Annotated in this window: 29 protein-coding genes and 1 tRNA gene; 6 read left to right on the top strand and 24 right to left on the bottom strand. The window is 46.5% G+C overall.

Going from position 1 to position 25,162, the window contains the following annotated elements; genetic code table 11:
• Positions 1–68: 68 nt before the first annotated feature.
• Positions 69–608 carry a YhcN/YlaJ family sporulation lipoprotein gene (locus G9F75_RS05620; RefSeq protein ID WP_003155362.1) on the bottom strand — a complete coding sequence of 180 codons (540 nt, stop codon included), beginning with the start codon at positions 606–608 and terminating at the stop codon, positions 69–71.
• Between the two features lie 144 nt (positions 609–752).
• Between G9F75_RS05620 and G9F75_RS05615 the strand changes: the two genes are divergently transcribed.
• Entirely contained in the window at positions 753–1,325 is a 573-nt protein-coding gene (locus G9F75_RS05615) for a hypothetical protein (RefSeq protein ID WP_029973224.1), read from the top strand.
• A 98-nt stretch (positions 1,326–1,423) separates the two neighbouring features.
• On the opposite strand, the gene G9F75_RS05610 is transcribed toward G9F75_RS05615, so the two are convergent.
• Positions 1,424–2,815: an L-cystine transporter gene (locus tag G9F75_RS05610; RefSeq protein ID WP_167408962.1), complete on the bottom strand. Its 1,392-nt coding sequence runs from the start codon at positions 2,813–2,815 to the stop codon at positions 1,424–1,426.
• Positions 2,816–2,966: 151 nt separating this feature from the next.
• Between G9F75_RS05610 and G9F75_RS05605 the strand changes: the two genes are divergently transcribed.
• Positions 2,967–4,046 (top strand): GGDEF domain-containing protein, encoded by a 1,080-nt coding sequence (locus G9F75_RS05605; protein WP_167408961.1) that lies wholly within the window; start codon positions 2,967–2,969, stop codon positions 4,044–4,046.
• 16 nt (positions 4,047–4,062) lie between these two features.
• Here G9F75_RS05605 and G9F75_RS05600 read toward each other — a convergent pair whose 3' ends face one another.
• Positions 4,063–4,893 (bottom strand): MetQ/NlpA family ABC transporter substrate-binding protein, encoded by an 831-nt coding sequence (locus G9F75_RS05600; RefSeq protein ID WP_021494896.1) that lies wholly within the window; start codon positions 4,891–4,893, stop codon positions 4,063–4,065.
• A 381-nt stretch (positions 4,894–5,274) separates the two neighbouring features.
• Here G9F75_RS05600 and cspB point away from each other — a divergent pair, with 381 nt between their 5' ends.
• Positions 5,275–5,475 (top strand): cold shock-like protein CspB, encoded by a 201-nt coding sequence (gene cspB, locus G9F75_RS05595; RefSeq protein ID WP_003155376.1) that lies wholly within the window; start codon positions 5,275–5,277, stop codon positions 5,473–5,475.
• Between the two features lie 90 nt (positions 5,476–5,565).
• Here the strand turns inward: cspB and G9F75_RS05590 are convergent, their stop codons facing one another.
• The 18 genes from G9F75_RS05590 to queG all read right to left on the bottom strand — a co-directional run bounded on the left by G9F75_RS05590 (position 5,566) and on the right by queG (position 21,815).
• Complete coding sequence (locus tag G9F75_RS05590; RefSeq protein WP_014417273.1) at positions 5,566–6,513, bottom strand: ABC transporter permease; 948 nt, start codon at positions 6,511–6,513, stop codon at positions 5,566–5,568.
• A complete protein-coding gene (locus tag G9F75_RS05585; RefSeq protein ID WP_012117151.1) occupies positions 6,506–7,423 on the bottom strand; it encodes an ABC transporter ATP-binding protein in 918 nt (305 codons plus the stop codon). Before G9F75_RS05585 ends, G9F75_RS05590 begins: the two co-directional genes overlap by 8 nt.
• Positions 7,424–8,140: an ATP-binding cassette domain-containing protein gene (locus tag G9F75_RS05580; protein WP_072177648.1), complete on the bottom strand. Its 717-nt coding sequence runs from the start codon at positions 8,138–8,140 to the stop codon at positions 7,424–7,426.
• Positions 8,130–8,507, bottom strand: a complete 378-nt coding sequence (locus tag G9F75_RS05575) for a GntR family transcriptional regulator (RefSeq protein ID WP_014417271.1) — start codon at positions 8,505–8,507, stop codon at positions 8,130–8,132. Before G9F75_RS05575 ends, G9F75_RS05580 begins: the two co-directional genes overlap by 11 nt.
• A 2-nt stretch (positions 8,508–8,509) precedes the next feature.
• Positions 8,510–9,277, bottom strand: a complete 768-nt coding sequence (locus G9F75_RS05570) for a hypothetical protein (protein WP_167408960.1) — start codon at positions 9,275–9,277, stop codon at positions 8,510–8,512.
• A gap of 119 nt (positions 9,278–9,396) precedes the next feature.
• Positions 9,397–9,768, bottom strand: a complete 372-nt coding sequence (locus G9F75_RS05565; RefSeq protein WP_014417269.1) for a hypothetical protein — start codon at positions 9,766–9,768, stop codon at positions 9,397–9,399.
• A 12-nt stretch (positions 9,769–9,780) separates the two neighbouring features.
• Positions 9,781–10,314 (bottom strand): NAD(P)H-dependent oxidoreductase, encoded by a 534-nt coding sequence (locus G9F75_RS05560; RefSeq protein WP_003155386.1) that lies wholly within the window; start codon positions 10,312–10,314, stop codon positions 9,781–9,783.
• A 24-nt stretch (positions 10,315–10,338) separates the two neighbouring features.
• Positions 10,339–11,934 (bottom strand): MFS transporter, encoded by a 1,596-nt coding sequence (locus G9F75_RS05555; RefSeq protein WP_003155387.1) that lies wholly within the window; start codon positions 11,932–11,934, stop codon positions 10,339–10,341.
• Between the two features lie 40 nt (positions 11,935–11,974).
• Positions 11,975–12,640, bottom strand: coding sequence for an HlyD family secretion protein (locus G9F75_RS05550; protein WP_007610259.1), 666 nt, complete (start codon positions 12,638–12,640; stop codon positions 11,975–11,977).
• 36 nt (positions 12,641–12,676) lie between these two features.
• Positions 12,677–13,141, bottom strand: a complete 465-nt coding sequence (locus G9F75_RS05545) for a MarR family transcriptional regulator (RefSeq protein ID WP_003155389.1) — start codon at positions 13,139–13,141, stop codon at positions 12,677–12,679.
• A gap of 186 nt (positions 13,142–13,327) precedes the next feature.
• Positions 13,328–14,506, bottom strand: a complete 1,179-nt coding sequence (gene yhbH / locus G9F75_RS05540; protein ID WP_017417325.1) for a sporulation protein YhbH — start codon at positions 14,504–14,506, stop codon at positions 13,328–13,330.
• A gap of 190 nt (positions 14,507–14,696) precedes the next feature.
• Complete coding sequence (gene prkA, locus G9F75_RS05535; RefSeq protein ID WP_003155391.1) at positions 14,697–16,592, bottom strand: serine/threonine protein kinase PrkA; 1,896 nt, start codon at positions 16,590–16,592, stop codon at positions 14,697–14,699.
• Between the two features lie 358 nt (positions 16,593–16,950).
• Positions 16,951–17,661 (bottom strand): hypothetical protein, encoded by a 711-nt coding sequence (locus G9F75_RS05530; RefSeq protein ID WP_109566805.1) that lies wholly within the window; start codon positions 17,659–17,661, stop codon positions 16,951–16,953.
• Positions 17,662–17,672: 11 nt separating this feature from the next.
• Complete coding sequence (locus G9F75_RS05525; RefSeq protein WP_014417266.1) at positions 17,673–18,386, bottom strand: polymer-forming cytoskeletal protein; 714 nt, start codon at positions 18,384–18,386, stop codon at positions 17,673–17,675.
• On the bottom strand, positions 18,377–19,009 hold the full coding sequence (locus G9F75_RS05520) for a YhbD family protein (protein ID WP_007408428.1): 633 nt from the start codon (positions 19,007–19,009) through the stop codon (positions 18,377–18,379). Before G9F75_RS05520 ends, G9F75_RS05525 begins: the two co-directional genes overlap by 10 nt.
• A 138-nt stretch (positions 19,010–19,147) precedes the next feature.
• The gene (trmL, locus tag G9F75_RS05515) at positions 19,148–19,630 is read right to left on the bottom strand and encodes a tRNA (uridine(34)/cytosine(34)/5-carboxymethylaminomethyluridine(34)-2'-O)-methyltransferase TrmL (protein ID WP_007610253.1); all 483 of its coding nucleotides are present in this window, start codon (positions 19,628–19,630) and stop codon (positions 19,148–19,150) included.
• Between the two features lie 36 nt (positions 19,631–19,666).
• Positions 19,667–20,578, bottom strand: coding sequence for an amidase domain-containing protein (locus tag G9F75_RS05510; RefSeq protein ID WP_031304428.1), 912 nt, complete (start codon positions 20,576–20,578; stop codon positions 19,667–19,669).
• A gap of 76 nt (positions 20,579–20,654) precedes the next feature.
• A complete protein-coding gene (gene queG, locus G9F75_RS05505) occupies positions 20,655–21,815 on the bottom strand; it encodes a tRNA epoxyqueuosine(34) reductase QueG (RefSeq protein WP_029973233.1) in 1,161 nt (386 codons plus the stop codon).
• Between the two features lie 84 nt (positions 21,816–21,899).
• Between queG and G9F75_RS05500 the strand changes: the two genes are divergently transcribed.
• On the top strand, positions 21,900–22,523 hold the full coding sequence (locus G9F75_RS05500; protein WP_167408959.1) for a hypothetical protein: 624 nt from the start codon (positions 21,900–21,902) through the stop codon (positions 22,521–22,523).
• A 90-nt stretch (positions 22,524–22,613) separates the two neighbouring features.
• Here G9F75_RS05500 and G9F75_RS05495 read toward each other — a convergent pair.
• A tRNA-Gly gene (locus tag G9F75_RS05495) sits at positions 22,614–22,687 on the bottom strand.
• 190 nt (positions 22,688–22,877) lie between these two features.
• Between G9F75_RS05495 and G9F75_RS05490 the strand changes: the two genes are divergently transcribed.
• The gene (locus tag G9F75_RS05490) at positions 22,878–23,081 is read left to right on the top strand and encodes a helix-turn-helix transcriptional regulator (protein WP_003155407.1); all 204 of its coding nucleotides are present in this window, start codon (positions 22,878–22,880) and stop codon (positions 23,079–23,081) included.
• Positions 23,078–23,545, top strand: coding sequence for a hypothetical protein (locus G9F75_RS05485; protein ID WP_167408958.1), 468 nt, complete (start codon positions 23,078–23,080; stop codon positions 23,543–23,545). The genes G9F75_RS05490 and G9F75_RS05485 overlap by 4 nt, the downstream gene beginning before the upstream one ends.
• A gap of 20 nt (positions 23,546–23,565) precedes the next feature.
• Here the strand turns inward: G9F75_RS05485 and rpsN are convergent, their stop codons facing one another.
• Both rpsN and ssuD read right to left on the bottom strand, forming a co-directional pair.
• Complete coding sequence (rpsN, locus tag G9F75_RS05480; protein WP_007610245.1) at positions 23,566–23,835, bottom strand: 30S ribosomal protein S14; 270 nt, start codon at positions 23,833–23,835, stop codon at positions 23,566–23,568.
• Positions 23,836–24,009: 174 nt separating this feature from the next.
• Positions 24,010–25,146 (bottom strand): FMNH2-dependent alkanesulfonate monooxygenase, encoded by a 1,137-nt coding sequence (ssuD, locus tag G9F75_RS05475; RefSeq protein ID WP_167408957.1) that lies wholly within the window; start codon positions 25,144–25,146, stop codon positions 24,010–24,012.
• Positions 25,147–25,162: the final 16 nt, after the last annotated feature.

Below are 25,162 nucleotides of genomic sequence, written 5' to 3'. Positions count from 1 at the left end.
TCAGGAGCGCTGGGTCGTGACGGCAGATAAAATAAAAAAGCCGCAGCAAATGCGGCTTTTCCATTCATTTATTTATTGGGGTTTGGGAATACACGCTGCACCATTTGGCCGAATTCATCAAACAGACCGGATACAGGATGTCCGTTTTGGATTCGTTTTCCGTAGCCTTGCATACGTTCAACGAAGTCCGGGTTCGCTGATACATATACAGTCCGGACATGTTTATCGGCTGATTTCACCTTATCGGTAATTTTATTTTTTAAATGGTTGGCGATGGCGCCTTTTTGCCCGTTTGTCAGAACAACGGCAACATATGCGCTGTTTCCGGCAACGATCACAGTCGCATTTTTAACTTCTTTTAAATCAGTCACCTTGTCGGCGGCTTTATCAGCCACTCTCAGGTTACGATTGTCATTGTGATCGGTGTTTTGGTTATGACGGTTCACTGTATTCATATTTGTCGCACCGTCGTTAGGCGTGTTGCGGTAATTTACATTCTGGGTGCGGTTGTCATTTCGTTTTCCTTCTCCCTGGTTCCCCATACTGCACCCTGCGGTAATCAGCATCGGCAGAAGAAGGGCAGAGATAACTGCTTGCTTTTTTATCATGTGAATTCCTCCTTTCTCACTTTACGTATAGGTTTTTCTATTCGGCGGGATTTATGCACGCCGTTTGCATTCTGAGCGGTTTGGATAAATATCAGAAGGAAAGGGAAAGGTAAGCGTAATCAATTGAATGAGGAGGGATTTAACTTGTTCAGAAAAAAAAGCGGCATCAGCCCGACAGCGCTGCTGATCGGATCATCGATTCTGATTGCAGCTTTATCACCCGAAATCCGCCGGAAAATCTCCGGAATGGTTTCAGGCAGTATGCAGCATAAAGATGGCACACATTCCATGCAGCCTGCTGACCTGATTCAACAGGCGTTCGGCGGGGAATCCGGCGGACAGCAGCACACGGACAAAGCCCGGCATTCACAAAACGGCTCATTGCAGCCTGCCGAGCTGATCAAACAGGCGTTCGGCGGGGATTCCGGCGGACAGCAGCACACGGACAAAGCCCGGCATTCACAAAACGGCTCCACGCAGCCTGCCGAGCTGATCAAACAGGCGTTCGGCGGGGATTCCGGCGGACAGCAGCATGAGCAGACTTCCCGCAATCACTCCGGCTCATCCCATACAGACGGACAGGCAGACCGCAGTAAAGAAACTTCGCCGAAGCCTCACTATACCGAGCCGATTCACTTCGAAGAAAGCGCGGTAAATGTTTTAAATGACAGCACCGTGATGAATATGCTGGAAGAAATTGAACCCGGAAATCATTAGAAACGAAAAAATCCTTCATTCGTTCAACGATGAAGGATTTTTCGTTTTAGCGCTCTATCTATTATTTTTCTATAAGAGAATGAACCATCGATCTGCTGTTAAGCTTCTTCAGCTTCAATGACGATTGAGGAATCATTGTACACCGCGGTATCGGTTTCCTTCGTCATTTTACTTGTTAACAGCCCTGCGGTCATACTGCCGCTCACATTTAAGGCGGTACGCCCCATGTCAATTAACGGCTCAATTGAAATGAGCAGCCCGGCAAGCGCGACAGGCATGTTCAAAGCGGATAGGACGAGCAGAGCCGCAAATGTCGCGCCGCCTCCCACGCCTGCTACACCGAATGAACTGATTGCCACGATGGCGATGACGGAGATGATGAATCCCGGTTCAAACGGGTTTTGCCCTACTGTCGGCGCAATCATCATCGCGAGCATCGCCGGGTAAATGCCGGCACAGCCGTTTTGACCGATCGATAAACCGAATGAACCGGCGAAGTTCGCAATTCCTTCAGGGACGCCCATGCTTTTTTGCGTTTTAATATTGAGCGGCAAAGCCCCTGCGCTTGAACGGGACGTAAACGCAAACACCATGACAGGAAATGCTTTTTTCACGTATGTGATCGGATTTAAACCGCTGAACGTAATCAGCAGCAGGTGAATGATAAACATGACGATAAGCGCGGCGTATGAAGCGATCACAAACATCCCCAGTTTCGCAATGCTGTCGATGTCGCTTGTCGCGATCGTCTTTGTCATAATCGCCAATACCCCGTAAGGCGTCAATCTTAAAATTAACGTCACGACGCGCATAATAATCGCGTATACCGCATCGACAATTCCGCTGAACGTCGCAGCGTGCTCCGGCTGCTTCCGTTTCACGCCCAGAAAAGCGATGCCGAGGAAAGCGGCGAAAATAACGACTCCGATGGTGGAAGTCGGTCTGGCCCCCGTGAAATCAAGAAACGGATTTCCCGGCAGAAGCTCAACGATTTGCTGAGGCAGCGTTTTGGCCGTCATATCCTCAGATTTTTGCTGCAGCTCCTGGCCTCTTGATAACTCGGTGCTTCCCTGGTCGATATGAACGGCTTTCAGATCAAAGGAAAGCGCCGAAACAATTCCGACTGCCGCAGCAATTGCTGTTGTAGCGATCAAAATCCCAATGATCAGTCCGCTGATTTTCCCGATGTTATGGGTCAGTTTCAGCTTCGTAAATGCGCCGAGAATAGAAATAAAGACTAGCGGCATGACGATCATCTGAAGCAATTTGACATAACCGCCGCCGGCAATATTAAACCAATCGGCCGTTTGTGTCACGGTATGTGAAGCCGGCCCGTAAATCAATTGCAGTGCAAAACCGAATACAATGCCTAGTCCGAGCGCGGTAAAGACACGTTTAGAAAAGGAAACGTGTTTTTTTTGCATGACAAACAAACCTGCTATAAGCAAAAGCATAATAAAAACATGTAAGACTATAAATAAATTCTCCAAAACAGGTAAACACTCCCTTGCTCATTATCCTTTAACACTATATTATATGAATTCCGATCGGTCAAGTAAGAATTGACAAAATATGTATTTTTATAGACTTTTCTCTTTTCTTTCCACCCTTTCTCTAGTAACTTATATAAGGGTGATTGTTATGCTGAAGGAACTGTTTCTTAATTTGACAATTTTAATTACATTTAATTATCTGTTCACCCTTCTTTTTAAAGAGTCGCTTTCGTATAAAGAAGACCGTCTGATGTTTCAATTACTGAAGGGGACGGTCTGCGGGCTTTTAGGGGTTTTTCTGATTGCTTTCGGCTTTTCTTACTCCGATTCCATCATTGATCTCAGAAATATCCCCATTATCATCGCCGCTCTTTACGGAGGCTGGGTGTCTACGGCAGCCGCCTTTGCGATTATCGTCGCAGGCCGTATCCTGATCAATTTCAATGCCAGCGCCATTTTTTCCATCGCCGCCATCGGGGTTATTGCGATACTTTCTGCGGCCGTCCTCAGAGGAAAAAAGCCGGATCACAAAATGGCGTTCGTTATGCTGCTTTTTTCAAATGTTATTTTCACCCTGACGCTGCTGTTTCTTATGCCCGAACAGCCTGCCGGGGCCCTCGTTTATTATTGGCTCATTTCCGTCTTGGGCGGAATGCTGTCGCTGTATATTATTAAACACGAAGCCGATGCCCGCCTTTTGTTCAAGCAATACAAGTTTCAAGCGAATTATGATTTTCTGACGGGGATTTTTAATAAGAGAAAATTCGAGGAAGTCTCGCGCGTTCTGTACGATCGGGCGTCTCAATCCCCCTCGTCTCAGCTCGCGCTTATTTATTTGGATATTGATCACTTTAAGCAGATCAATGATCAATACGGCCATTATGAAGGGGATCAAGTGCTGAAGGAACTGGGGGCGCGCCTGAGGTTCTTACTCAGCAGTTCTGATCCGTCAGCCCGCATCGGCGGGGAAGAATTTGCCGTGCTTATGCCCAATTGCACGTATACGAAAGGGCTTCACCTCGCAGAGGAAATCAGGCACACGATTGACGCGAACCCGATTCTGCTGACGAGCGGAGATACAATTCCCGTGACCGTTTCCCTCGGCATCGCGCATTATCCGACAAATACATCGGATCCTCATACATTGCCCCTGATCGCAGACCGGATGCTGTACAAAGCGAAAACATCAGGGCGCAATCAAGTGTGCAGCACTGAAAAAAAAGAATGATCGCCCGAAGCGGAAATCATTCTTTCTTTTCAGTGAGAAAGCCGCCCCTCAGGAAAACAGGAATCAGGCTGCCCTCATATTCTTTTTCAATAAACGCCGCGGTATCATCTGATTGATACAAAGACAGGAGTTTTTGCATCCGTTCATCATCTTTATCCTCAGCTCTGACGGCGATCAGATGAATATACGCTTCCTTCATTTGCGCCGATCGGATCAGCGCGTCCTTCTCCGCATGAAATCCTGCTCTTTTCGCCTCGCTTTGACTGAGAACTGCTGCGTCAGCATGTTCCGCCGCCTGATATGCGTTCTTTTTTGTTTCCGTTTTTAAGGTCAGATGCTTCGGGTTGTCCTTGATCATATCAGTTGAACCCGTACCGGTGAATCCCTTTTTCAATGTCATCAGTCCGGCCTCCTGCATGAGAAAAAGCGCCCTGCCGAAGGCCGCCGCTTCATCAGGCACGGCAATGACCGCTCCGTCAGGTATATCCTTCAGCCGTTTATGCTGCTTGGAATACACCCCCAGCGATGCCGCATATGTCGTTCCTAAAGGAGCCAGCTTCTTTTTCACATGAGGCGGCAAAGATTGAAAATAAGAAACGGATTGGAACGCATTGGCGTCGAGATCCCCGCCGGCAAGCGCCAAATCGGCCTCGGCATAATCCGAAAACGTTACCAAAGAAAGCTGCAATCCTTCCTCACCGGCTTTTTTCGCGACAAACTCCCAGATCGATTGATCAGATTCATTGATTCCGATAGTAATTGTCCGGTTCCCGTCAGGATAATGGCATGAAGTAAGTAACATGATCAAAATGAAAAGAAACAGACTGTTTATAAGCCGCAGGTTCAAGTTGACCTACTCCCTATCTATTTTTATGTACAGAGGCTGCACCATGGTATTCGGGCTCATGATTACATACAATACCGATTAAAAAAAGGGTTGTCAATTGCTTCCTTAAGAGGCGCAAAGCGGTTTTTATCAGCTGAAAATGGGCTGTTCTAGTCTCAAATCAGATTTCCGTATCAGAGCGTTCTCCTCTTAAAACATGTTATTTCGAAAAAAGTTACATTTAGCAGTTGTTTTTTCTTCGAATTACTGGTAGAGTAAAGGTAATTATTTTTGTTCGAACTATCTTTAAGAAGAAAGTTTTGTAAGAGTTTTCGTCTTGGAAGTTTGTTTTAGAGCAAGAATAGTGAATTTAAGCGTTATGTCGCTTTAGGAGGAAATTTCATGTTAGAAGGTAAAGTAAAATGGTTCAACTCTGAAAAAGGATTCGGATTCATCGAAGTAGAAGGTCAAGACGATGTATTCGTTCACTTCTCTGCTATTCAAGGCGAAGGCTTCAAAACTTTAGAAGAAGGCCAATCTGTTTCTTTCGAAATCGTTGAAGGAAACCGCGGACCACAAGCTGCTAACGTAACAAAAGCATAAATTGTTTAAAAAACCTGCCGGTTTACGCCGGCAGGTTTTTTTCATCTAAAACGAAAAGCTGTTTTGCAAAGGCAAAACAGCTTTTTTATATCAGGTGGCAATATCGCGTTTTAAGAAGACGCCGAATGCGAGCGCCAGAAAAATAACGAAGTAAATCACAAGCATCACAACCGAAAATGTCATCGTCATCCCCTCTACTAAAGGAGTCCCGTTCATATATTGCGACAAATCCGTGTTCGCAAATAAAATATATTTGGTCCATTCAAATTTCGCAGCAAGAAATACCGTCGCCGTGTTCCCCATAACCAATAGAAAAATAGAAAATCCGACTGCTAATGAGCTGTTCCGGAATACCGCAGACAGCATAAACGCCATCGTCGCAAGCATAAAAGCGGAGACAGATTCATAGACATATGTTTTAGCGAGGAAAGCGATGATATTTTGCTCAAAAACATGGCCGTCTTTGTATACGAGATGAACATCAGCCGCAGTATCTCCGCCTGTACCGAAAAAGACCAATCCCAACAGAGCGGAGCCGGCAAATAAAATCACAAGCATCAGCAGTCCGAACAGCAGCACCGTCATATATTTAGATAGCAAAATCTGAAAACGGCTGAGCGGACGGATAGCCAGCAGCTTGATCGTCCCCCAGTTGAACTCATTCGCCACGATGCCTGCGGCAATGATAATCGTAAACAGCCCGGTCAAAACAGTCATCATCGAAGAATCAGCTACGTATGACCACACTGTGTACCCTGTATCCTCGGGGATGTTATGATCCATACGGTATTGATTTATCGCGACATTCTGTTTCAGGTTATCAATGAGCGTCTGGTTTCCGGTTTCCTTCATCTGCTGTTTCATTTCTTTGTTTTCAGCTTGGAGCTCCTGTTTCCAATTCGGATTGGCTTCGTTCGAGGTGAAATGGTTTGACAGAAGCGCAAAACCGATCATCGAAACGCCTAAAATTACAATCATAGCCCACGTGCCGACGCGGCTGAAAATTTTTATCCATTCATTATAGATCAGCTTAAACATATTGAACCTCCTCTTTCGTCCCGCCGGTAATCTCCAAGAAACGGTCTTCCAAAGATTTTGTCATGATTTTCACTTCATATAAGCGGATGTTTTCACGGACGAGCAGAGATATCACATCAGGCACTTCCTGTTTTGACAGCTTGATCTCAATACCGTTTGTCTTCTTCACACAGTCAAACTGACTCAGAACGGCAAGAGCCTCTTCTCTTTGTTCAATATGGAAGAAGTATGTATCTTTATCCTCTTTTCCTTCATCCCTTACTTTTTGAATATCGACAAGCTCCCCTTTTTGCAGAATGCCGATTCGGTCGCACATTAACTCCATTTCTGACAGCAGATGGCTAGAGACGATGACAGCCATTCCTTTTTCACGTGTCAGCTTTTTCAGATGGTCCCTGATTTCCCTGATGCCCGCGGGATCAAGGCCGTTTGTCGGTTCATCCAGAATCAGCACCTTAGGATTATGCAGCAGGCTTTGGGCGAGGCCGAGACGCTGTCTCATTCCGAGAGAGTAGGTTTTTACTTTGTCATGTATTCTGTCCTGCAACCCGACGAGCTCGATGACCTCATCTATTTTTTCTTTCGTAACGCCTTTTACCATCCTTGCGTACTGCTGTAAATTTTTATAACCGCTCAGGAATTTGTACAGCTCCGGGTTTTCCACGATGGCTCCGACGTGCCTGACCGCTTTTGCATAGTTTTTCGTAATGGATTCCCCGCAGATTACGATGTCTCCCTGAGACAGTTTCATTAATCCGACCATCATTCTGATCGTAGTGGTTTTCCCCGCTCCGTTCGGCCCTAAAAATCCAAACACTTCGCCCGCCCGGACGGAGAAGCTCAAATCATGAATAATCGTTCGTCCTTTAATCGTTTTCTTTACCTGTTGCAGTTCTAATACCGTTTCCAATTAGAATCCCCCTTCTATTTCGTTCGCCTGCATGACGCTTCTGTACCATTGCAGCACGGACATTCCTTCCTGTTCCCGGATTTCTTCGACCTCGCGCCGTTCAGCGATTTTCCCTTTTATGAAAACCATCACTTCGTCTAACAGCGTCTCAATCTCGCCGATCTCATGCGTGGCAATGACGACGATCTGGCTGTCAAAATCAATATAAGATACGAGACTGTTGACAATCGACTCTCTGACCGCCGGATCAAGACCTGAAAACGGCTCATCCAGCAGAATGACGGATGCTTTTCTCGACAGGGCCAAAACGATTTTCAGCCTGCCCCGGCTGCCTTTGGAGAGCTCTTTTATCTTCTGCTTCGCTGAAAGATTCATTTCCGTTAATAGGTTATGTGCTTTTTCCAGCTGAAAATCCGGGAATTGCGTATGATAAAATGTGAGCATATCACCGACGGTCGTCCGGGCGGAAAACATATCATGTTCGGTTAAATAAGCCGTACGAAACAGCATGTTCCTGCTTACTGCGCAGTCTCCGATCCGGACGGCGCCCGATGTCGGGAACGCAAGCCCGGCAAGCATTTTAAGCGTTGTTGATTTCCCGCTTCCGTTCGGCCCTAACATTCCGTAGATTTTACCCGGAGACAATGAAAATGATACATCGCTGACCGCGAGCCTGCGGCCGTATTTTTTTGTTACGCGTTCAAAATCAAGATTCATCGTTTGCTTCCCCCGCATATCGTTTGATCCCGTCGAGCATTTCCTCAGGAGATAACCCCAGCTCCGCCATTTCCTGAATAAAGCGTTTGAAAACGTCTTTTGTCAGCCTGTCTTTCAGCTCCGCTTTCAGATCGGATCTTTCCGCTATAAAGGTTCCCTGTCCTCTTCTCGTCTCCACGATCCCCAGCCTTTCCATTTCACTGTACGTTCTTTGTATCGTGTTCGGATTCACTTTCATCTGTACGGCCATCTCCCTTACGGACGGCAGTTTGTCCCCCGGTGAAAGCTCACTTCGGATCAGCCGGTAATATACACGATCGGCAATCTGCAGATAAATCGGCTTGGATGACTGAAATTCATTCTCCATCATTACACCTCAACCTTTCGATTCAGCAGCATAGAGGCCAGCGCGAGACAGAGCGCCGCAAGCACGATCACTGCCAGGAAACTGAAAAGCGAAATGTGGACGGCTTTCAGCTCCATCGTCCATCCGGTCAATTTTGTATAATGAAAATCAAAATTCGCATACACTTTTACCGGCCATAAATCATGTTGAGATGAAGTGAAAGGCGTAATGATTTTATCGTCAATATAGGTCCAGACAAACGCAAGCACGATGCAGATCACCCAACGGAGGACGGGAACATGTTTTAATGAGTGAAAAACAGTCCAAAATACGGCCACGATCACAGATAAGTACGCTGAACTGATCAGCAGGTAAGCATTCAGTCCGGTTAATGTGCCGGCCAGGGGAATGGTGTGTTCCAGCGCTCCTTTTGCAGAAAGCATCCGGTACATCCAAATGCCGTAACCGGTCAGCGCCAGCTGCCCGATCAACTGATACAGCAGTGAGGCCGTCAGCTTGGAAGCCAGCAGATAAAATCCTCCATTCGGATTGTAAAGCCACAGCTGGTTTTTTCCTTCTTTATGAAGGTGATAGTACATAAAAAGCGGCGCTACAAGAAATTGAAAAAACCCCATTGCCGCAAAAAAGCCGAAAATGACGAGCGGTTCTTTCTGACGGGCAGCGATGACGTGGGCTGCAAACGCCAAGCAAATCATGCCGAAAAGCCACACCGCGAGCCAAATCCATGAAACCTTCGCATCTTTTTTCAGCAAACCTAAAAACGATGTCATTCTTGCTCTCTCCATTCGGATCAAGTGTATGAGTAACATAGTACACTAGATCATCACGTATTACAATATCTTCAATAAAAAAAAGACAAATCCGCTCTTACGCAGATTTGCCTTTTCAATTACTTCTTTTTGTTTTTTAAGGAGAGCAGCGCATCACGATAGCTGCTATCCTGCATTTTGCCGCCGCTATCAGGATCGTTTGTTTCCCGATCCGTCTCAGAAGTCTTAAACTTCTGAAGCGCCTGACGGTACACATCATCGCCCATTGTATTCTTTTTCTCACGGGGAGATTCAGATTTCACAACGACGGGAGCATGCTCGGCTGAGCGCTCCTCGGCCGGATCATGCTTTTCCGGCTGTTCGGCTGTAGTGCCGATCGCTTCTCTCTTTTCTTCTTTGACATCCTGTCCTGCAGAAGTGCTGCGGACATTGAATGTGATAAGAAGTGCAATCACAATGACAGCAGCAATAACCGCTATAATAATGGCCATATAACCCTCTCCTTACTGTCGTCCGGCAGTTAGATTACCTGTGACTTGGCTGACACGTCTGCCAAGCGCACGGCCTAATTGAAGGCCTTCTTCCGTCATCAGCACATCGCTGTCAACCGGGCATGTGACGCCTGCGCCGTAGTAAGAGCCGTACAGCGCGTTTTCAGGAACGTTGCCGGGAAGTCCGACAACAATCATGCCTTGGTGAAACATAGGAGTGATCAGATTGTGCATTGTCATTTCTAATCCGCCATGTGTTGTCGCCGTCGTACAGAATACGGCGCCGACTTTATCAATCAGCTCGCCTTCAGCCCACAGATAGCCGAGTCTGTCGATCCACGCTTTTAAGCCTGAACTGATGGTGCCAAAGTGTCCCGGGCATCCCCAGATAATGGCATCCATGTCTTTCAGCTTGCGGATGTCTGCTTGATCGACATGGTCGATCAGGACTTCAGCCTCAGCGTTTTCTCGCGCTCCTTCGGCAATGGCTTCAGCAAGGTGTTTTGTGTGTTCGCCTTCACTATCGTACACTACGTAAATTTTCATTCAGGAAACCTCCCATTCAGATGATTAAGATTCCTTCACTTCTTTAGGGGCCGGAAGCAATGACAGCTCCTCTTTTTTCTTCGCCCGCTGTTTGTCTTTCCGTACGTCACGCAAGAACAGACTCAGGACTACGCCGATAACCGCAAAGATCGTCGCCCACATAAACGCGTCATTAATCCCCATAACGTTGGAATTAAGTGAAGCTGTTTTGTAGAGATATGAATAAACGGTTTGTTTCGCCGCATCAAGCGACATGTTCATGTTGACCATTAAATTCGAAACCGCGCTTTGGAACGACTGCATGAAGCTTGGATCAGCCGTGCTCGTTTTATCCGCAATCTGCGAATAGTGCATTGTCGTACGGTTCGTATAAATCGTTGTGATCAAACTTGTTCCGATTGAACCGCTGATCTGGCGGAGCGTGTTGCTCATCGCCGTGCCGTGGCTGTTCAAGCGTGCCGGAAGCTGGTTCATTCCGGCTGTCATAACAGGCATCATTAACAGTGACATACCGAATGCGCGGATGGCATAGACAAGCATAATGTGCGTGTAAGGTGTGTCAATTGTCAATTTTGTGTACTGGAATGTCGTTGCGACCGTGATGACCAGCCCGATAATCGCAAGCGGTCTCGGACCGATTTTGTCAAACAGAATACCGGAAATCGGCGACATGATCAGCATGACAATCGCGCCCGGCAATAGCAAGAGACCCGATTGCAGCGCCGTAAAGCCGACTAAGTTCTGCAGGTAAATCGGAAGCAGGAACATTCCTGTGTAAAGCGCAACGGTAATAATGATGTTAATCACACTGGAAAGTGAGAAAATATCATATTTAAATACCCGGAAGTCGAGCATCGGTTTTTCAGAGCGCAATTGCTGAATGACAAACGCGGCAATCGCGATGACACCGACAATGACGGTAGAAAGCACGATCGGATCTCCCCAGCCGTCGCTGCCCGCTTCACTGACTCCGTAAAGCAATGAGGCAAATCCGACAATGGATAGAATCGCACCCAAGCTGTCGAGTTTGATTTTTTGCGGTTCCACCAAGTTCTTAAAGAGGAAAAACGCTATGATAATAACGATTGCCCCGATCGGAACAAGACCGTAGAACATAATGCGCCATGTGTAATGCTCGATGATCCAGCCGGAAAGAGTCGGTCCGACCGCCGGAGCAAACATCATCGCAAGACCGAAAATCCCCATTCCTTTCCCCCTGCTTTCAGGCGGGAAGATAAGCAGAATGGTTGTCATGACCAGCGGCTGCAGGATACCGCCGCCGACCGCCTGAATTAACCGGCCGATCAGCATGGTTGAGAAGTTAGGCGCGATTCCGCAGACTAACGTTCCCGCTGTAAAACAGAACATGGCTACGAGAAAGAGGCTTCTCTGTCCGAACCGGGTAATTAAGAACGCAGATAACGGAATCAAAACACCGTTGACCAGCATGTATCCGGTCGTAAGCCACTGAATCGTCGTCGCACTCACACCGAACTCGGTCATTAAGTGCGGCATCGCCACGTTAAGAAGCGTTTGGTTCAAGATCGCCAGGAATAACCCGGCCATAAGCACAATAAGCAATGTTTTAGGACTTTTTACTTGATTATCTGATTTAGCCACCTAAGACAACCTCCCTTCATGGTTTGATGACTGATCTGTATTATTCAGAGATTTTTACAGATGCGTTCATACCAGGAAGCACCTTGTCAGATGGGTTGCTGAGTGAAATTTTAACAGGAACTTTTTGCGTTACTTTTGTGTAGTTGCCGCTTGAGTTTGAAGAAGGCAGCATATCAAATGTTGAATTTGTCGCATAACCGATTTCTTCTACTGTTCCGTCAAATGTTGTATTAGGGTCGCCGTCAACAATTACGTCTACTTTGTTTCCTACTTCAATGTCTCTAATGTCTGTTTCTTTAATGTTTGCAGTGATGTAAAGATGTTTCATGTCAATTTCCTGGGCAATTGTCGTACCGGCTTGCACCATTTGGCCGTTTTTCACTTCGTTTTTCACGATTGTTCCATCCATGATGGCTTTTACGTCAGCATTTTGCTGTCCTTTGATTTTTGCAACAACGTCGTTTTTGCTTACTTCTTTCCCCTCATCAAGGTTCCAGTCAGTTACTTTACCCGCAGCAGGAGCTGTGATAGCAGCCATATCGCCGGCAACTTTTGCTTCATCGGTTTTTACATAGTGTGTGCTTTGATAATAGTAGTAAGCACCTCCGCCTATAATTGCAAGAACAACAATCAAACCGATAATGTTGGTCAGAATTAAACGTCCTCTGTTCATTTTGTTTTCTCCTTTCGTTTCTTCCTCTATCATTTTGTGGAATGATGATAAAAATATGTGGGGATTTTTTTATTTTCCGTTTTTCACTGCACAGCCGTTTGCAAGCTTCGTTAAACTTTCCGCAAGCTTGCGCAGGTACTGCAGTTCAGCGGTATTGAGCTGCCGGTATAAGACCGCCGCTTTTTCGGCATATTGAACAGCAGCTTTCTTTAGAAGTTCTTCCCCCTCTTCGGTTAACTGAATCATAACAACACGCCGGTCGTCGTGATAGTCGCTCCGAACCATTAGGCGGCGCTTATACAGAATATCGGTCATTCTCGTGACAGACGCCGGTTTCAGATCAAGCGACAAAGCCAGCCTTGAAAGCTGCGTGCTTTTGCTCTTATGTATTTTGAACATCAGCAGATACTGCAGTACTGTAATATCAAAAGGTTCAAGAACTGTCTCCAGAATCATTTTCTGCTTTTTGTAAATCGATCTGGAAGTATCAAACAGTTGTTCAAAACTGAGCAAAGCGAGCTCTGATTCAATCACCGTATTTTCACCTCATTCCCTTAATAATAGTTCACAAGATAAAATATTAATAAATGAAAGAAGGTTTGTAAAGAGAAAAGTTTCATTTTTTAAGGATTTTTTTTATGCCGTTTTTTCTCTTTATTTTTAATTTAAAAAAGCCGAGTGAAGAACCGCGGCCGCACGATTCTTCACTCGGCTTTATATTTAATACGATGCTTTGCTTACACCGGCTTCCTCATTTTTAAAAAAGCTTTTCAGCGCTTGAAATACGTCTGATTTCTGTTTCAGGATGTAGTATTTAAATTTATCATCTTTGACATTTTTATAGGCGGACATGAGGGTGGAATGCCTGTTATATTGATTGACCTCACCGTAACAGAACAGATTCGATTTTTTCATGATGTCATTGACGAGCTTTACGCACCGGGCGTTATCCGAAGTCAGGTTATCTCCGTCTGAAAAATGAAACGGATAGATGTTGTAGCGGGCGGGGTCATATTTTTCATCAATTAATTCAAGAGACTTCCGATAAACGGAGGAACAGATGGTGCCCCCGCTCTCGCCTTTCGAGAAAAAATCTTCTTCCGACACAACCTTCGCTTCCGTATGGTGGGCGATAAATTCGATATCAACCGTTTCATACTTTGTCCGTAAAAATCGTGTCATCCAAAAAAAGAAGCTCCTCGCCATATACTTTTCCCATACGCCCATCGAACCGCTTGTATCCATCATGGCTAAAACGACAGCTTTCGATTCCGGCTTCGTCACATCATTCCATGTTTTGTATTTCAGATCTTCCGGATAAATAGGGTAAAACGACGGCTTGCCTGTCATGGCGTTTCGTTTATAGGCCGACAGCATCGTCCTTTTCTTATCGATATTCCCTGTCAGCCCGGTTTTCCGGATATCATTGAACTCGATATCGGTATGGACGATATTGTCCCTTTCCTTTTGCTGCAGATTCGGCAGTTCTAATTCCTGAAACAGCGCTTCTTCCAGATCCATCAATGAAACTTCCGCTTCATAATAATCCTCGCCTGCCTGATCGCCGGCTCCCTGGCCTTTTCCGGCACCCTGCTTTTTATCTGCGCCGTCTCTTGCGACGACATCGCCGACTTCGCTGTCGCCGTCGCCTTGGCCGACATGTTTATTTTTATCATAGTTATAACGGATTTTATATTCATCAAGCGAACGAATCGGGATTTTCACGACATCTTTTCCGTTGGACATAATAATGCTTTCCTCAGTGACAAGGTCCGGAAGGTTGTTTTTTATCGCTTCCTGTACTTTCTTTTGGTGGCGCTGCTGGTCGTCAAAGCCTTTGCGATGGAGGGACCAGTCTTCCTCTGAAATCAAAAAATTTCCGCTGTCATTACGGGACATGAATTCCCCTCCTTAACCGTTATGGTCGTTTTACATGTGTATTCCGGCTTGGTCCTGTTTATGAAACAAGTCCGGCGAAAAGATTTATTTTTATCTTATGCCGGCCGGACTCTCCAATTGACAAACAATTGCGAAAAACAGACAAAAGAACCCGTCCTTTTACAGACGGGCCTCTCAATGAAATCAAACATCAGCGGTTTAACAAGCTTCCGACATACTTCAGCAGTTCATTAGCGCTAGTCGAATTATAGCCGTGTTCATCTATTAATCTTGCCACTACCTCATTGACCTTTTTCAGCTGCTGCTCATCCGGCGTTTTGGTGGAGGTCGTAATTTTCACCACATCTTTTAAGTCTGCGAACAGCTTTTTCTGAATCGCTTCGCGGAGTCTTTCGTGCGAATTATAGTCAAAGCGTTTTCCTTTTCTTGCATATGCGGATATGCGGATTAAGATTTCTTCGCGGAACGCTTTTTTCGCGTTTTCTGAAATGCCGATCTGCTCTTCAATGGATCTCATCAGTTTTTCGTCAGGATTCATTTCTTCTCCCGTCAGCGGGTCGCGGAGCTTATTTTTATTGCAGTACGCTTCCACATTATCTAAATAATTGTCCATGAGAGTTTTCGCGGATTCTTCATATGAATAGACGAACGCCTTCTGCACTTCCTTTTTGGCGATATCATCGTACTCTTTCCTGGCGGCGGAAATAAAATTCATATACCGCTCTTTGTCCTCGGCGGAGATGGACGGATGCTGGTCGAGTCCTTCTTTTAAGGAACGCAGCACGTCAAGCGAATTGATCGATTCCATATTTTTTCTGATAATCGTTGAGGAAATGCGGTTGATGACATAGCGCGGGTCAATTCCGCTCATTCCTTCATCATGGAATTCCTTCTTCATATCCTCCAGATCAACGGAATTGTAACCTTCAACGCTTTCTCCGTCATAGAGCCTCATTTTTTTGACGAGATCAATATCAGAGCGGTTCGGTTCCTTCAGCCTGGTCAAAATAGAAAACATCGCTGCCACTTTTAATGTATGGGGGGCGATGTGTACGTCAGAAACATCACTTTCAGAAATCATTTTTTCATAAATCCGTTCTTCCTCTGACACCTTTAAATTATAAGGAACAGGCATCACGATGATCCTGGAGTGAAGGGCTTCATTTTTCTTATTGGCAATAAACGAGCGGTACTCCGTTTCGTTCGTATGCGCAACAACCAATTCGTCGGCTGAGATGAGCGCAAACCGTCCGGCTTTGAAATTGCCTTCCTGCGTGAGTGACAGAAGGTGCCACAGAAATTTTTCATCGCATTTCAGCATTTCCTGAAACTCCATCATTCCGCGGTTCGCTTTATTTAATTCACCGTCAAACCGATAAGCGCGCGGATCTGATTCCGAGCCGTATTCGGCAATCGTTGAAAAATCAATACTCCCCGTCAAGTCGGCGATATCCTGTGATTTCGGGTCAGACGGGCTGAAGGTTCCGATTCCGGTACGTTTATCCTCCGAGAAGAATATACGTTCAACCTTTACATCCTCAATTCTGCCGCCGTATTCTTCTTCAAGCCGCATGACATTAAGCGGAGAAAGGCTGCCCTCAATTCTGATGCCGTATTCTCTGTAGAAGTCGTCGCGCAGATGATGGGGAATGAGATGGAGAGGATCTTCATGCATCGGGCAGCCTTTAATGGCGTAAACAGCGCCGTTGTCTGTCAATGAGTAGGCTTCAAGCCCTTTTTTCAGCATGGTGACAAGAGTTGACTTTCCGCCGCTGACGGGTCCCATCAATAGTAAAATCCGTTTTCTTACATCGAGCCGCTTGGCAGCCGGGTGAAAGTATTCCTCCACGAGCCGTTCCAGAGATTCCTCAAGGCCGAACAGCTCCCTCGAGAAAAAGCTGTATGTCTTTTTACCGTCATCCTCCTCGATTCCGCTGTCTTTTATCATATTAAAAACGCGAGAATGAGCAGACTGCGCGACCAATGGATTTTCTTTTATGATCTCCAAATAATCAGCGAACGTCCCTTCCCATTTGAGACGCTGCTCTTCCTCTCTGTACTTTTCAATTTTCTTTAATATATCCATAAGAACCTCCTCTATCATGGTTAATGCACTAGAAATAAGGTACTTTGTTACAATCTATGCGGTGACGTGATAATACATGCTTTTCGTTTCTTAAAAATAAAGACGTTATAAGGCCGTCATTGACAAGGGTCCGGTGCACCGTTCATAATGAAAGAAATACAGTTTCATCCAGACTCGGACATCAAATGGAAAAGCAAAGAGGAGGAGAAATGATGAAAACGATCATTTTACTTGGGGTCATTCTCACTTTTTTAGTATCCATTTTTACGGCGGGTTACGACAGCAAACCTGAAAACAAATAACGGCAAAAGGGTGCTCTTCATAAAGAGCACCCTTTCCTGTACAACATAACAATGTTTCATATTTGAATATGTTCTTGGACTGTTGATTTTTCATGAGATTTGCAGCTTGTTTGATACTCGATTTTTCCGATTTTGCAGCCCGGGCCGATTTCCACATGCTTTCCTCTGACGATGTCCGCTTCCGTGTATTCGAGGTAAATTGCGTCTCCTTCGATCAATTCAGCAGAAAGCGTGCCGGGTTTCCGTTTAAGAAAACCGGGTTTCCGTCTGACGTTGATCGATGTGCCGCCGATTTCTTTCACGCGGCTTCGGTCATAACGCAAATGGATGTTTACGTCCCCCGCGTTTAACAATCCCGCCACATTGATACATCCTGTTACATGAAGCAGCTCCGTCTCGCAATCGCCGCCGACGGTGAGACTGCCTTTTATATGACACTGCTCTCCCGCGGCCCCGCCGCCAATTTCAGCAAGTCCTTTCAGCCTCATCGTGGCGAAACGCATGGAGCCGCCGACTTTCAATGTGCCCATCACATTTGCTGAACGTGCTGATAAATCTCCTGCAACTTCATGCTCTCCGAAAATTTTCAGCCTGTTGATCTCGGCATCTCCGAGAAAAAGTCCCGTACCGAATATCCGGCAGCGTTCGCTTTGAAGTCCTTCGCCGACAGTTCCTTCCCCTTTAATGCTTACATTTTGGTAGGAGCCGCCGGAGGCGTGTCCGGCTCCGTACATTTTTAAATGACTCAATTTTTTTGTCGTTTCCATCGCAGTTCCTCCTATCGTTTCACGACTTTGTTAACCAAAGCGGAAGGATCACATGTAAAATCGCCGCTGTATTCCACAGTCCCAATGGTGCAGCCTGCGCCGATCCGCACATGATTTCCGCGGACTGTCTTCGCGTTCGTGTCCGCCAATTCAATGATGTCACCTTCAATCAGCTCCGCTGTCAGCACCGGGGCCGGCATCAGCTTAAAACGCGTAAGCACACTCTTTCTGCTCATCACTTTCAAATGGCGGCAGCCGATCTCTTTCACATGGCTTTCTCCCGCCGCCAGCTTAATACTGACTTCATCGGCATTCAGCAGGCCGCCGATCTTGCATTTGCCTTCCGAACGGAACGTCTCTGTCTCGCAATCGCCTTCAATCCCGGCTTTCCCGGATATGAAAATATCATCAGCTTTCACACCGCCGCCGAAAGATGAAAATCCCGCGACGTTCAGCCGCTCCGTTTTGACATCACCTTTAATGACACCCGTTCCGTTGATACGGATGGATTCAGCTTCGGCACTGCCGGAAATTTCCCCCGAACCGCTGATCGTCAGCGTTTGCGTCTTGACATGTCCGTCTGTTTTTCCGCTGCCGTTAAACAAAAAGCTCGCGCACTCCACATCACCTGACACCGTGCCGCTTCCGTTGATCTCCACTGTATGAAAACGGCCTCCTTTTGAACTTCCTGAACCGTTGATGATTAATTTATCTGTTACTTCCATTGATGGTCCTCCTGCATCCATTTCGTTTTTAATTCTTCCGATGCCGCAGCAAGCGCCACCCGTTCAACCACTTTGACAGTCGGTTCAAATAAAATATGTTCCGCGTCTGCGATGAAGCACGTCGTTACGCCAAGCTTTCGGAGCATGACAAGCTCCGTATTTGCTTTCAGTTCGGAAGCCTCATACGTTTTCAGCACCCCTGCCGCCAATTTTCCTTCCTCAAGGCTGATATTGCCCGATCGCAAAAGCCCTTCAAGCACATATAAAGACAGCAGCGCGCGGGACGTGAATGTCACGCCGTCTTCGCCATAAACTTGCAGCGCGGCCTTTGAAATCAGCCCCTTTTGAAGCAGCTCCGCAGACGTTATATTGACATCAGTCATTTGCGGAGACAGCATTTCTCTCATTTCATCCAGAGACAGATTTTCTTTCATTTTCTGTATTTTTGAGATACGTTTTAATATTTCCGCTCTCGGAAAAAAAGTTTCCTGGCCTGTAAATGTTGATTTTCGGATAAACCATTCTTCAGGAATTAAATTTTTCCGTTTCCAGCGGTACAGCTGCCCGTATGAAATTGATGTTTCTTCCAGCAATTCTTTTTTAGAAATCAGTTGTTCCTCCATGAATCCAGCTCCTTCGATGAATGTATTGTAACATAACACTGTTACGTTGTTAAGCCTGGAAATATAAAAATGCCGTAAACCGCTGCTGTCCGTCTTTTTTATTCAATAAAAAAACGCCCGGATGCGGGCGTTTTTTTCTCACGTCAAATCTCTGTAATTTTGCTGGCGCAGCGCTTCATATACAAGAATCGCGGCCGTGTTGGACAGGTTTAATGATCTCACATGCTCGGTCATAGGAAGACGCAGGCAGCGGTCCATATTGTTTTCGATCAATTCTTTCGGAAGTCCGCTCGTTTCTCTGCCGAATACGAAGAAAAAGTCTTCCTCCGTATTTGAGTAATCAAATGATGTGTGCGGCTTTTGGCCGAATTTTGTAATGAAGAAAAACTTTCCGTTCTCATATGCCTCAAATAACTCTTCCAATGAATCATGATATACGACGTTGACGAACTCCCAATAATCGAGTCCGGCGCGCTTCAGCATTTTATCATCGGTCGAGAATCCGAGCGGGCGGATCAAATGAAGCGTTGTGTCTGTTGCCGCACAAGTACGTGCGATATTTCCCGTATTGGCCGGGATTTCGGGTTGATATAAAACGACATGTAATGCCACGATGTTCACCTCTGTTTTTTATTCCGCCCACCATTATATCATTAATTACTCTTTTGTCGTATCATCCGTAATATGAAAAAACGCATATCTGATGGAAGGAGTATACGCCGTTGAATCCTCATATGACCAATATCTCATTCTGCTGTCATACGTTTGGGCATTGACAAGCGGCATATTGCTTTTATCTTTCGCGACCACGATCGCCGTATGATTAAAACGGCCGTCTCCTTCAAAATCATAGCAAATGATATCTCCGGGCATCAGTTCTTCAGCTCTTGATACTTGCACCGCGCGAAGCCCTGCCTTGGATTGGGCCAGATACATCTTCATCGAATGCGCGACCGTCCAGCTGTAGCTCCACGAGCTTGCCTTCATCCACCAGCCTGAGCCTCTGTTCGGATGCCCCCGCATCGGCGCTTTTCCGGCATGTAAACATTGGGAAATAAAATTGGTGCAGTTGTCGCTGAAATTTTTATAAGCGGGATTTCGTTTATTCCAAAACTTCTCCGCGTACTGCACGGCAGCCAGACGGTCGTATTGAAACGCCCGCCCGAAATCTTCCCTTTCACTCCGCTCATATTCAATTACGCTGTTTCCGTCAGAAAATCCCGCCGGTTTTTTCTTTACTTCCCGGTCTTTAATCAAAAGCTGATCATAGAGAAATGCAGTCCGTTCCTCAATCTGCTCTTCTAAGTAAAGGTGTCCGTCATGCTCCTTGCACAAATATTCGAAATGAATCGTGTACATGACGCATAACGTGCCGTCGTCCTCAAGGCTGCTTTTGACGATGACGGCTTTTGCCTTCGCTTTCACGATATCAACTTTCCGTTTTTTAAACAGCTCTTTTTTTCTCGTCAGGACCTCAAGATCGCCGGCCTGCCCATTCTGCCTCATCTCAGTTCCGTTGATTAAATAATGAAGCCGGGCCTCCGCTAAATCTTCAATAATATGCTTCAAGCGCTCCACCCACCATACGATTTTATAAAGAAAAAACACTTGAACTCCGGCCAAGTGCTTTTTCTCTATACATATGTCAGGACCGGCCGGTTTTAGTCTTATCAGAAACCGATAACAGCTCCAGTCCCTTTTCAATTTCCCGTATGGCGTCCTCATCCTGCTCCTTTTGAAGCGCTTTTTCTAATTCCTCCGCATAATCAGGATCACCGATTTTCCCGATGGCCCAGGCGGCCGTACCCCTGATGACGGGGCGCGGATCTTGGTGCATCAAGGCCGTTAATTCCGGAAGAGACGAGGCATCTTTAAAATGAGCCAAAGCTAAAATCGCATTCCGCTGTATCGGCTTCTTGCCGCGCCATGATCCCGATACATGTCCGAATTTTTCTTTGAATTCGCGGTTGCTTATGGTCAAAAGCGGCTTTAACAGCGGCTTTGCGATTTCCGGATCAGGCTCCATCTGCGGATGAAGATGAAAATCTTTCCCCTTATTAATCGGACAGACCGTCTGGCACGTGTCACAGCCATACAGACGGTTTCCGATTTTCGTGCGGAACTCATCCGGCAAAAATCCCTTTGTCTGGGTCAGGAACGAAATACAGCGCTGGGCGTTAAGCTGTCCGGGATTGACGAGCGCGCCGGTCGGACACGCGTCTAAACATTTTGTGCAAGTACCGCACATATCTTCAATCGGCACATCCGGTTCAAAGGGCAGATTGGTGATCATTTCAGCCAGATAGACGTAAGAGCCGTATTCAGGCGTGGTGATCATGCAGTTTTTGGCGCTGAAGCCGATTCCCGCCCGTTCAGCCACGGCCCTGTCGGACAATTCTCCTGTATCCACCATTGACTTTGTGCGGATATCCTCATGTTTGCTTTGGAGAAAATTTTCCAGCAGATCAAGCTTTTCCCGCAGCACATCATGATAATCCTTCCCCCAGGAAGCTCTGCAAAAAATGCCGCGCCGCCCGTCTCTCGTGCTCCTCGGCGCATCTTTCATTTTGGAAGGATAAGCAAGGGCGATGGCGACGATTGATTTGGCTTTCGGGAGAAGCAAAGACGGAGTAACCCGTTTTTCAATATCCGGCTCTTCAAAACCGGATAAATAGCCGAGTGATTCCTGAAGAATCAGCCGGTCCCGCAGACTGTCGAACGTATCAGCCGTCGTAAACCCGATTTTGTCAACTCCGATGCTTTTGGCGTATTCGATTAATTCCTCTTTCAGTTTATGAATATTCATTTTTTGCACAGCCTCCTTTCTTTGTGATCAGGCTCCCGCACAGGTATAATAGAGTTTTATCATCCCGAAATGGAGTGAACACACTTGAACATCAGTTTAGATCCACTTATTGCTGAACGGGTGCCGGGGATCAAAGCGGCAGCCGTCTTATATGAACAGATCGAAGTCGGGCCTGCTCCGCAAATGCTGAAAGGCCGCCTCCGTTTATTTCAAGAATCTCTTTACTTTGATTATGCTGACGGCGGTATAGATGAGCAGCCTTTTGTTAAAGAGTGGGCGCGTATGATGGAACAGCTCAGTCCCGCCTTTTCAGGACAAAAAACGCCGATGGAGCTTATGCTCGGCGATATTTCCCGGGAACGATTCATTGAAAGTGTGAATTCAGCCCATGATACCATACTTTTTTTCTCCTTGAAATATTCATTGCCTATCATGGCGTATGACGCCGCAGAAATAGATGAACCGATTTCGATTACGATCGGAGAAAAAGAAAGCGTACTGTCCTTCTCCGGACCGGACGGCGTTTTCGGCGATTTCACCGGACATATCAATACATGCCCTGTCACGCCCGGCACAAAAGAAATGCTGCAGCTGATCTTTTTCCCGCCTTCATTTCATGCCGACGCGGCGGATGAGCTGCTATCATCCTTAACCAAAATGTTTGAACAAATTCACGGAGGCACGCATACCGTCTCTTGGCTTTCATAAAAAGACACGCCTTTCGTGTCTTTTTTCACATAAAAAAACGCAATACTTCGTTTATCAGAGAAACGAAACACTGCGTTAATAACGTATGTATGGAGCGGGTGATGAGAATCGAACTCACGACATCAGCTTGGAAGGCTGAGGTTTTACCACTAAACTACACCCGCATCAAAATTCTTTTTTGTCAGTACCGCTTTGACGTTTCTAATATTACATGTTTATTTTTTTTTCGTCAAGGGAATGTTAAAAAATTTGTCGAAAAAAATTCTTTTTTTGTCCACATGTTAAGTTGGGTTTACATTTTGTTAAGAACCTCATACAATATGAAAAAGAAGAAAACTTGAGGTATGCGTGATGATGAAAAATAAAGTAAAAGAGCTGAGAGCCAGATTCGGCTATTCTCAGGAAACGCTCGGAAAAGAAGCCGGAGCCACCAGACAGACGATTGCAGCGATTGAAAAAGGAGATTATGTGCCTTCACTTTTATTGGCGCTTAACATCTGCCGGGCTTTCTCCCTGCCGATGGAGGAAGTTTTCTGGCTGGAGGAGGAGAAAAAATGAGTTTGAAAAGAAAAGCGTGTTTTCACCTTGCACTCTACGGATTGGCCTGCTGGACGCTTATTTCCTTTATGGAAGCGGCGCCGCGGATCGCCCAGTTTTTCCAAACGGAGGGGAGCGGTTCATTTGAGCTGAACATCACGCCGTTTCTGCTGTTTACCGTTTGTGCCGCATTGTATGTCTATGCCGAAAAGAAAAAACGAAACGGCAAAAAGCACAGGCTTGTGCCCGATGAATTTGAGGAACAGGATGAAAGAGAACGGATGATGACGGCTAAAGCTTGCCGTTCCTCGTATATTGCCGTTTACTTCTCATTGCCGGCCGCAGCCGTTCTGCTTTTGTTTTATCCGCTGATTCAGCCGCATCTTCCCTTTTTTCCGATTCTTTTAATTTTCATTCTGATGATGATTCAGCATTTGGCTTATGTTTTCACTTTTCATAAGCACGGCAAAAACTCCGGTTCATGACAGATCCGGAGTTTTTTACATTACCAGCTCGCTTTTTTCACCCCGGGAATCCGGCCTTTATGGGCCAGCTCCCTGAATGCGATTCTGGACAATTTAAATTTTCTCATATATCCGCGGGGCCGCCCCGTCACCGTACAGCGGTTATGAAGCCTGGCCGGAGCAGAATCACGCGGCAGTTTGCTCAGCGCTTCCCAGTCTCCTTTTGCCTTTAATTCTCTTCGGATGTCCGCATATTGTTCAACAAGCTTCTGCCGCTTGAGCTCTTTGATCACTTTTGATTTTTTGGCCATTTCAGCACTCCTCCCAAATCGTAATTATTACGTTTTGTATCATATCATCCATATGAGTATCGTGCAAGCTAAGCGCTTAAAAAGGCGGGTGAATACCCGCCTTCACTGCCGGCATTTCCCCGGAAATGAATCCGCAGAAAGCGCCCGCCGTCAATTATCCGCCTTGCGACGTCATCAGACTGTCGCTTTATTTCCTCTTGCAAAATGGTCGTTTCCCATTGCTTCACCCAGTCTGCGCTCAAGCTTTTTAGTCCGTTCATTCTGAAACGGCAGAAGCGGAAACACGAGTTCAGCCAGATAATAAGCTTCTTCCAGATGCGGATAGCCTGAAAAGATAAACGACTCAATGCCGAGTGCCTGATACTCTAAAATTCGAGCAGCGACGGTCTGCGGACCACCGACAAGCGCCGTGCCCGCTCCGCCTCTGACCAGTCCAATGCCGGCCCAGAGATTCGGGCTGATCTCAAGCTTCGTCCGGTCGCCGTTATGAAGATCGGCCATCCGTTTTTGTCCCGAAGAATCAGCGCGCCGGAGCGCAGCCTGCGCTTTCGCAATCGTCTCTTCGTCTAAATGGCTGATTAATCGTTCTGCCGCTTTCCATGCCTCTTTCTCAGTCTCCCGGACAATCACGTGAAGCCTGATGCCAAAACGCATTGTCCTTCCTTTCTTGGCAGCCTGTTTTTTAACGGTTTCAATCTTTTCTTTTACCTGCTCCGGCGGCTCTCCCCATGTTAAATAGACATCTGTATGTTTCGCCGCAGCCTCAATTCCCGCCTGTGATGAACCGCCGAAATATAATGGCGGATGCGGAGACTGTTTTGGCGCAAACAGCAGATTGCTGTTTTCCACTTTGATATGGTCCCCTTCATATGTCACCGTTTCGCCCCGCATGAGTCCGCGCCAGACGGTTAAAAATTCTTCAGTCGCCTTATAACGTTCATCGTGGCTGATAAACATGCCGTCTCCCGCCAGTTCATAAGGATCTCCGCCCGCTACGACATTTACGAGCAAACGGCCGTCTGACAGCCGGTCCATTGTCGACGCCATTCTCGCGGCGACAGACGGCTGCATCAGTCCCGGACGGACCGCCACTAAAAATTTCAAGTCACTCGTTTCCCCCGCTAAAGCGGCAGCCGTCAGCCACGGGTCTTCACATGATCTCCCCGTCGGCAGCAGAACCCCCGTATACCCGAGTCTGTCCGCCGCCTGTGCCACTTGCTTAAAATAAAGATGATCCGCCGTTCTCCCTCCCGTTTGCGTCCCTAAATACCGGCCGTCACCATGCGTCGGAATAAACCAAAGAATCTCCATATGAATCTCTCCTTTT

Source organism: Bacillus sp. EKM208B, from assembly GCF_011800725.1.
Taxonomy (GTDB): Bacteria; Bacillota; Bacilli; order Bacillales; family Bacillaceae; genus Bacillus; species Bacillus velezensis.
This window is presented reverse-complemented; position numbering and strand designations above follow the sequence as displayed.